Source organism: Roseicyclus sp. (genome assembly GCF_052168335.1).
GTDB lineage: Bacteria > Pseudomonadota > Alphaproteobacteria > Rhodobacterales > Rhodobacteraceae > Roseibacterium.
The window spans coordinates 1-7,563 of record NZ_JBQLZP010000536.1; the positions used below are offsets into that span (position 1 = coordinate 1).

At 70.7% G+C, this 7,563-nt stretch carries 9 protein-coding genes; 4 read left to right on the forward strand and 5 right to left on the reverse strand.

From position 1 onward, the window contains the following. Positions 1 to 1,280: flagellar hook-length control protein FliK (locus ACTS11_RS16365; protein ID WP_442641366.1), on the forward strand; the 1,280-nt coding region annotated here is incomplete at its 5' end. 22 nt (positions 1,281 to 1,302) lie between these two features. Beyond that, entirely contained in the window at positions 1,303 to 1,968 is a 666-nt protein-coding gene (locus ACTS11_RS16370) for a flagellar hook assembly protein FlgD (RefSeq protein ID WP_442641367.1), read from the forward strand. Positions 1,969 to 1,979: 11 nt separating this feature from the next. On the opposite strand, the gene ACTS11_RS16375 is transcribed toward ACTS11_RS16370, so the two are convergent. The 5 genes from ACTS11_RS16375 to flgF are packed head-to-tail and all read right to left on the reverse strand — an operon-like array spanning position 1,980 to position 5,421. Then, positions 1,980 to 2,414 (reverse strand): hypothetical protein, encoded by a 435-nt coding sequence (locus tag ACTS11_RS16375; RefSeq protein ID WP_442641368.1) that lies wholly within the window; start codon positions 2,412 to 2,414, stop codon positions 1,980 to 1,982. Positions 2,415 to 2,474: 60 nt separating this feature from the next. Beyond that, a complete protein-coding gene (gene flgH, locus ACTS11_RS16380) occupies positions 2,475 to 3,224 on the reverse strand; it encodes a flagellar basal body L-ring protein FlgH (RefSeq protein WP_442641369.1) in 750 nt (249 codons plus the stop codon). Beyond that, the gene (gene flgA / locus ACTS11_RS16385; RefSeq protein ID WP_442641370.1) at positions 3,221 to 3,874 is read right to left on the reverse strand and encodes a flagellar basal body P-ring formation chaperone FlgA; all 654 of its coding nucleotides are present in this window, start codon (positions 3,872 to 3,874) and stop codon (positions 3,221 to 3,223) included. The genes flgH and flgA overlap by 4 nt, the downstream gene beginning before the upstream one ends. Before the next feature lie 3 nt (positions 3,875 to 3,877). Then, positions 3,878 to 4,663, reverse strand: a complete 786-nt coding sequence (gene flgG, locus ACTS11_RS16390) for a flagellar basal-body rod protein FlgG (protein ID WP_442641371.1) — start codon at positions 4,661 to 4,663, stop codon at positions 3,878 to 3,880. Positions 4,664 to 4,680: 17 nt separating this feature from the next. Then, complete coding sequence (gene flgF, locus ACTS11_RS16395; RefSeq protein WP_442641372.1) at positions 4,681 to 5,421, reverse strand: flagellar basal-body rod protein FlgF; 741 nt, start codon at positions 5,419 to 5,421, stop codon at positions 4,681 to 4,683. A gap of 86 nt (positions 5,422 to 5,507) precedes the next feature. Here flgF and ACTS11_RS16400 point away from each other — a divergent pair, with 86 nt between their 5' ends. Next, a complete protein-coding gene (locus ACTS11_RS16400; protein WP_442641373.1) occupies positions 5,508 to 7,313 on the forward strand; it encodes a hypothetical protein in 1,806 nt (601 codons plus the stop codon). Positions 7,314 to 7,410: 97 nt separating this feature from the next. Further along, on the forward strand, positions 7,411 to 7,563 hold a 153-nt coding region (locus ACTS11_RS16405; RefSeq protein ID WP_442641374.1), incomplete at its 3' end, for a flagellar basal body protein.

The following is a 7,563-nucleotide window of genomic DNA, read 5'->3' on the forward strand; positions in this document are numbered from 1 at the left end:
GCTCCGCGCCCGGGGTTGCCGAGGCTTTCGCCGGCCTCGTCGGGCTTGCGCGGGCGTCGGGCGTCGCGCCCGAAGCCGTCGGCACCGCCACGCTGCGCCCCATGGCGCGTCCCGGCATCGGCGGCGATCCGGCGGCGCAGACGGAACTCCTCACCGACATCGTCGCGCTCGCCTTCGCGGCGCAGGAGGCCTTTCTGAACGCGGGCGATCCGGCCGCGCAGGCCGCGGTTCTCCAGGGGTTCGCCCAGGCGCTCGGGCAGAGGCTGGCGGCCTTCGACGCCTCGGCCGGCGGCCGGACACTCCAGATCCTCGCGGCCTCGATTGGCGAGACCGGCGCCGCGATCACGGGCGGCCATCCGACCGAAGCGGGACCGCTCGGCATGGCGCGCGCGGTCCTCGGGCTGCTCGGGCTCGGGGAGCAGGCGGCGGTTCTGCTACCGGACGCCGCGCTTCCCGCGGGCGAGGCGCCGGCTGCGCCCAGGCCGACCCCCGCCGCAAGCCCCGCGCCGCCCGCCGAAAGCGCGGCCACGCGACCCGGCGCGGCGCTGCCGCCGCAACCGGCCGCGTCTCCCGCACCGCTCGACGTGGCCGAGGGTGCAACCGCGCCACCCGCGACCGATCCGTCGGCGCTGCAAGCGGGCGCGAAACCGGCCGCCCTCGGGGCGAAGCCGGCAAACGCGACGCTCTCGCGTCCCTCCGAGCTGCCCTTCGAGACGATGCTCCGCACGGTCGTGCAGGCCGGCGAAGCCGCCTCCACCACCCCGCGCGGCCTCGTCGAGACGCGCGTGCCGATCGCGGGCGATGCCGCGCCGCAGCCGGGCGGCGCCGGTGCCGCCGGCACGGCTCAGGCCGCCGCTCCGGGCTTCGCCCGCAATCTCGTGGGGCAGGTGCGCGCCACGCCGCTCGCGGAAGGAACCACCCGCATCGAGCTGCGGCCGCGCGGCCTCGGCGACATCGAGATCGACATGCGCCACGACGAGGCGGGCAAGCTGAGGATCATCCTCAAGGCGGAGAACCCGGTGGTGCTCTCGGCGTTGCGCAACGACCGGGACATGCTGATCGGCGCGCTGAGGGAAGGCGGCGCGGCGGTCGAGGACGCCGATCTCAGCTTCGAGTCCTTCGGCGGCCACCAGTCGCGCCAGCAGCCGGAGCGGGACCAGTGGCGCCCGGCGCTCCTCCGTGACGCGGCGGAGGGGGCGGAGGCCGCGATCTCTCCGTGGACCCGGGCGCCGACGCGCCCCGACGCCCCGCCGCTTGCGGGTCTGGACATCATCACCTGACACGAAAGGCAGGGGACAGGACATGATCGAACCGACGACGGCGGCCCCCACGGCCGCGCAGACCGCAAGCACGTCCTCGCTCTCGCAGCTTGGCCAGGACTACCAGAGCTTCCTGAAGCTCCTGACCGCCCAGGTGGCGAACCAGGATCCCCTCGCGCCGATGGACAGCTCCACATTCGTCACGCAACTCGCCCAGCTCAGCCAGGTGGAGCAGTCGGTGCAGGTCAACGCGAACCTGAGGGAGATCTCGGCCAGGCTCGCCGGAGCGGCATCGATCTCGGACGTGCAGCTCATCGGGCGGACGGTGACATCACCCGGCAACCGCGTCGTCCCGACGGCAGAGGGGGCGCAGTTCTCCTACGAGCTCGCCCAGCCCGCCAGCGAGGTCACGGGGCGCATCATGGGCCCCGACGGCACGGTGCTGCGGACCTTCACCGGGCTCTCGGGGCTCTCGGAGACGCAGCACGAGGTCGCCTGGGACGGTCGTGACGACGTCGGGCTGCCCGTGGTGGGCGACGGTCCGTTCCGTGTCGAGGTGAGCGCGGTCGACGACGAGGGCAAGACCGTGCCGAACGCGACCTACGTGCCCGCAAGCGTGGACAGCGTCGTCTTCCGGGAGGGCGTGCCGATGCTGGTGCTGGACAACGGCACGGAGGTCTCGTCCACGCGCATCATCCGAGTCGACTGATGGAGGGCGCCTCAGCGCCGGGGAACGTCCTGCGACCCAAGGAGGTTGACGTCGATCGAGACGATGTCGGGCACCTCGTTCGTGAGCGTCCGGCCCAGTCGCTCGGACAGCGCGTCGAGGTCCACGTCGCCGGTGATGGCGCTCGGGCGGACATCGAGAACCGCATCGAAGACGGCATTGCGCAGCCGCACGACCGTCTCCGGCGTGGCATGAAGCTCGGCGGCGGCGCCGTCCGCGAAGACGGCCGACATCCGCGTGACGACGTAGGTCGTGTGGTGGGGCTGCTCGATGTGGAAGGTGAACGCGCCGAGCTCGAGGATCGCGGGCTCCAGCGTCTCGGCGGGGGCCTCCGGCGCCGGAGTGTCGGGCGTGACGCTTCCCGCACCGATGCCCGCGACAAGGCATAGCGCAGGCACGGCAAGTGCGATCTTGTAGCGACGTTGCATCCCGAATCCCCTGGGTGTCCCCGGGGATGGTTGTCAGGCAACTGCGGTCGCAATCGATCGTCAGTATGGCAAGATGATGTCCACCGCGTCCTCGCCATAGGCGCTGCGGGTCTGGCGCGAGATCTGTCCGCGGCCCCCATAGGTGATGCGCGCCTCGGCGATCCGGTCGTAGTCGATGGTGTTGTCGCGCTGGATGTCCTGCGGCCGGATGATACCGGCGACGCGAAGCTCGCGGATCTCGGAGTTCACCATGACCTCCTGGCGGCCGGCCACGACGAGGTTTCCGTTGGGCAGGATCTGCACCACCGTCGCGGCCACGCGGAGCTGGATCGACTCCGCCCGGTTGATGCGGCCCGCGCCCTCCGCGCTGGTCCCGGCCTCGATGTCCACGAAGTCCTCGCCGTCCTCGCTGCCCGTCAGGCGCTCGAGGATGTTCTGCACGCCGAAGAGCGACGGGACCCCGAGGTTCGCGCCGCCCGAGCGCTCGCGCTCGCTCTGGTTGGACAGCCGCGCGCGGTCGTCGATCTCGATGTTGATGGTGAGGATGTCGCCCACCTGCATCGCGCGCCGGTCTGCGAAAAAGCCGCTCGACCCCGATTGCCAGAGCGAGGACCGCTCGGCCCGGTGCGGCAGCCCCTCGAAGGCGGGTTCGGGCATCGGCACCGAGACATGCGCCATTTCCGGCATCGTCCGCCCGTCGAGTTGCATGCCCGTGATCTGCGGGTTTCGGTCCTCGGCCATGTAGCCGGCGCAGCCGGACAGGATCACGGCCGACGCGAGTGCGAGCGGCAGGGCCCGGGTCGTCTTCATCGAATGATCTCCACGACGCCGCCGGGCGAGGCCAGGCCGACGATGGACAGGTTGCTGACGAGGTTCACGACGCGCACCGGCTCGCCCTCGGCCGCATCGGCGAGCGCCCTCCCGGGCGCGGACAGCACGAGATTGCCCTGCGCGAAGCGGATCTGCACACGCTCTCCGCGGGTCACGACGAGGGGCGGCATGACCGACTGCGCCATGACCGGGCGCCCTTCGGGCAGCATGCGGCGGACCTGCTGGCCCACGAGGTCGGAGGCGTCGGTCACCGAGAAATCGTTGAGCCGCCCGAGCGGCATGTCGATGCTGACGAGGTCGCTCTCGGCGATGATCTCGTCGGGCATCATGCGGCGGACCGGCACCGGGACGGGAACGGTGATCAGCGCGAGGCCCGAGACCCGTTGCGCCTCGCCGTTCTCGAGGAGCGCCTCGGCGAGGAACTGGCCGGTCGCGGGGTCCATCCAGAAGCGCGAGATGAGCACGGCCCCTTCCACCTCGGGCTGGTAGCTGACCCGGAAGACGCCCTCGTCCGGCAGCGTGGCGCCGAGCATCGCGCGCGCGCGCTCCTCGACGAGCTCGGCGATGCCCTGGGCGAGAAGCGGGCCGGGCAGCAGGAGGGCGAGGAGAAGGGCGAGGACCAGCCGCATCGCCTATCGCATCCGCGTCGCGGTCGACATCATCTGGTCGGCCGTCTCGATGGTCTTGGAGTTCATCTCGTAGGCCCGCTGGGCCGAGATCAGATCGGTGATCTGCTGGATGATGTTGACGTTCGAGTTCTCGAGATAGCCCTGCCGGAGCACGCCGATGCCGGCGTCTCCCGGGTTCGCAGGAAGCTCGTCGCCGGACGCGACCGTGCCTTCGAGGAGGTTGTTCCCGACCGGACGGAGGCCCGCCTCGTTGATGAAGGTCGCAAGCGTCAGCCGCCCGAGCTCGACCGGCACGGGATCGTTCTCGAGGTACGCCATCACGACGCCCTGCTCGTTGATCTCGATGTTCTGCGCGCCTTCGGGGATCACGATCCCCGGATCGACCTGGTATCCCTGGAGCGTGACCAGCTCGCCCTCGGCCGACATGCGGAAGGCACCGTCGCGGGTATAGGCGCGTCCGCCATCGGGCATGTTGACGACGAAGAAGCCCCGCCCGTCGATCGCCACGTCCAGCACGTTCTCCGTGCTCAGGAGCCCGCCCTGGGTGTTGAGCCTCACCGTGCCGGCCGTCTGCACGCCGAGGCCGATGTCGATCCCGGTGGGCGTCATCGTGCCCTGTTCCGAGGTCAGGGCGCCTTCGCGCGACACCGACTGGTAGATCAGGTCCTGGAACGCCGCCCGGCTCGACTTGAAGCCCGTCGTGTTGGCGTTGGCGATGTTGTTCGAGATCACGTCGACGTTGGTCTGCTGGGCGAGCATCCCGGTCGCGGCTATGCCGAGGGCCTTCATGTCGGTCTCCTTCCCGGTCAGGACTGACGGCCGATCCGGCGCACCGCGTCGCGCGCCAGCTCGTCGTGGGTGCGGGTCAGCTGGACCGCCCGCTCGTAGGCCTTCTGGATGTCGAGAAGTCGCGTCATCTCGAGCACCGGTTGCACGTTCGAGGATTCCAGCGCGCCCTGGACAACCTGCGTCGCCTCGGCGGGGAGCGCGCCGTCAGGCTGACCCGCGGGCGGCACGAAGAGGCCGCCGCCGATCCGCTCGAAGGACTGGATCGCGGGCAGGTCGAAGACGCCGATCCGCGCCAGCGCGTTGCCGTCTCCGGTCACGATCACACCCTCGGGCGTGATCTCGAGCGCGCCCGCATCCGGTGGCAGGCCGATCGCGCCGCCGCCGTCGTCGAGCACCCGCGCCCCCGAGACGGTGACGAGGTTGCCGTCCACATCCACCATGAAGCGCCCGTCCCGCCCGTAGGCCGTGCGCCCCTCCTCCGTCCGGTAGGCGAACCAGCCCGGGCCGTTCAGCGCCACGTCGAGCGGGTTCCCGGTCATCGTGAGGGCGCCGGGGCGCGTGTCCACGTAGGACCCGGTGTCGAGCACGAAGTCGCTGTCGTCGCCCTGCGCCGCACCCCTGTCGACGAAGGTCTCGAACACGACCCGCTCGCTCCGGAAGCCGGTCGTGTTGGCGTTCGCGATGTTGTTTGCGGTCACGTTCATCTCCCGCTGCATGGCGGCGGCCAGGGAAAGCGCGACGTGGCTGATCGTGTCCATGGGTCCGGCGGAAGACTAATAAATCTTGTTTATTCTTGTTTCGCGGGCTAGAAATGTCAAGAATAAAGCGGATTTCCTGCTCAGAAATGCGACCTATACTTGCAATCCTGCTGGCGTCTGCCGGTTTCGCGTCGCTCGGCGCGCCGGCCCGCGCCGAACCCGTCGCGATGCAGCCGCTCCAGCTCTCCGGGATGGCGGAGGAGGGATTCCTCGACGGGCGCGCCGAGCGCCTCGCCGTGCTCGGGTCCGCGCAGGCCAGCGGCGGGGTCGGCCAGCCGGTCGACGGGCCGCTTGCCGACGCGCTGCTCGACCTCGCCACCTTCTACCTCGCGCATGCCTTCGTCCTCGAGGGGCTCTCGGTGGTCGGGGCGCTCGACGATGTCCCGCTCGAGGCGCATCAGGACGCGCGGCGGCGCCTGTTGCATGCGGCTTTCGTCGCGCTGGACGACCGTGGCGGCGCCGACATCGAGTCTGCGGCGGCGGTCCTCGGGGAAGCCGCGCCCATCGGCCACGCCCGGATCCTCCTCGCGCATGCGCAGGCGCGGCTGGGGCAGGCGGAGGCCTCGGCGGCGACCCTTGCGGAGGTGGTCGGCGACCTCTCCGCCTTTCCGCCGGGTCTGGCGCGGCGGGTTCTGCCGCGGCTTCTCGAGGCCGCCATCACGGCCGAGGACTGGGCCCTCGCGCGCCGCGTCGCCGAGGAACTGTCGCGCCACGCCTCCCCGGGCGACGGGGCGCTCCCCTACTTCCTCGGCGAGGTCGCCCGCGGCGGCGGCGACCTGCTCCTCGCCTTCGACCGGTACGTCGAGGCCGCCCCGGCCCGGGATGTCTGGGGCCACCGTGCACGCCTCGCCATCGTGGACCTCGCCTTCGAGACGGGGGCCGTCGATGCGGCGGAAGCCCATGACATGCTCGTCCGGGTCTACGCCCTCTGGCGCGGAGACGCCGATGCGGGGGCGACGCTCCTCCTGATGGAGCGCATGGCGCTCGAGGCCGGACGGACGATCGACGCCGCCCTCGCGCTGGGCGAATTCCTCGTGCGGCACGCCGACAGCCCCGAGGCCGAGGCGGCCGCGGACCGGGCGCTGACGCTCATCCAGGCCTACTACGCCGAGGGCCGTTCCGGGGCGATGCCGCTCGACGAGTTCCTCGCCGGCCATCGCGCGATCGCGAATGTCTTCCGCTTCTTTCCGGGATACGAGGACGCGTCCGAGAGCTATGCCGACCACATGAGGTCCATCGGCGCCACCGCGGCGGCCGCGCAGGAATACCGCCTCACGCGCGAATACCTCGAGGCGGCCGCGGACCTCGGGCTGCGCGACTCCGACCCGGTCCGCCTCGACGCGCTGCGGCTGAAGGAGGCCGAGGCGCGGCTGTCGGGCGGTCAGTGGGACGAGGCGGAGGCGCTTCTCGCCGTGCCGCTCCTCTCGCAGGATGCGGATCTCGCCACCCGGCTGGCATCCCTGCGCACGCGCCTCTTCGATGCGACCGGCATCCTTCCCGACGCGGGTGAGGCCACCGAACTCCCGAGGACCGAGACCTTCGTGCGGCTCCTCGCGGAGCTTCATGCGGCGGAGGGATCCTGGGAGGAGGCACGTTCCGCCTATGCCGAACTCTGGGCCATGCTCGGAGACGACATGCCCCTCGGCGACACGGCGGGCCTTCTGATCGCGGCGCACCGGGCGGGCGACGCGGACCTCGTCGCCGCCGCCGAAACGCTCCTGTCGCAACGGGGCGGCGTCGTGGCCGATATCGTGGACGCGGGCTTCGCGCCGCCCTCGCTGGCCGGAACGGGCCTCGGCGCGGACGCGGCGCGCGTCCTCCTCGAACGGGCGGACCGCGCCATCGACATCGCGCGCGACAGCGGCGAAGGCAATGATCCCGCACAAGAATAACAAAAGAAACTTATGGTTAAACTTCGCTTAAACCTGGATAGGCAAGTTTATCCGTAAAAGATCAAAAAGGATCATCCGGATGAGCATCACTTCCGCCATGCAGAACGGCGTCAGCGGGCTGAAGGCCAACATGACCGCCGTGACCAACATTTCCTCGAACATCGCCAACGCGGGGACCGACGGGTATCGCAGGAGATTCGCCCAGATGGTCTCGACGACGGTGACCGCCGGCAACGGAAGCTCGGCCCCT

Bases quoted from the DNA above. Each gene is read 5' to 3' on its own strand.
- flgF (WP_442641372.1), bottom strand. From the start codon at position 5,421: ATGGACACGATCAGCCACGTCGCGCTTTCCCTGGCCGCCGCCATGCAG.
- flgG (WP_442641371.1), bottom strand. From the start codon at position 4,663: ATGAAGGCCCTCGGCATAGCCGCGACCGGGATGCTCGCCCAGCAGACC.
- flgH (WP_442641369.1), bottom strand. From the start codon at position 3,224: ATGAAGACGACCCGGGCCCTGCCGCTCGCACTCGCGTCGGCCGTGATC.
- ACTS11_RS16400 (WP_442641373.1), top strand. From the start codon at position 5,508: ATGCGACCTATACTTGCAATCCTGCTGGCGTCTGCCGGTTTCGCGTCG.
- flgA (WP_442641370.1), bottom strand. From the start codon at position 3,874: ATGCGGCTGGTCCTCGCCCTTCTCCTCGCCCTCCTGCTGCCCGGCCCG.
- ACTS11_RS16370 (WP_442641367.1), top strand. From the start codon at position 1,303: ATGATCGAACCGACGACGGCGGCCCCCACGGCCGCGCAGACCGCAAGC.
- ACTS11_RS16375 (WP_442641368.1), bottom strand. From the start codon at position 2,414: ATGCAACGTCGCTACAAGATCGCACTTGCCGTGCCTGCGCTATGCCTT.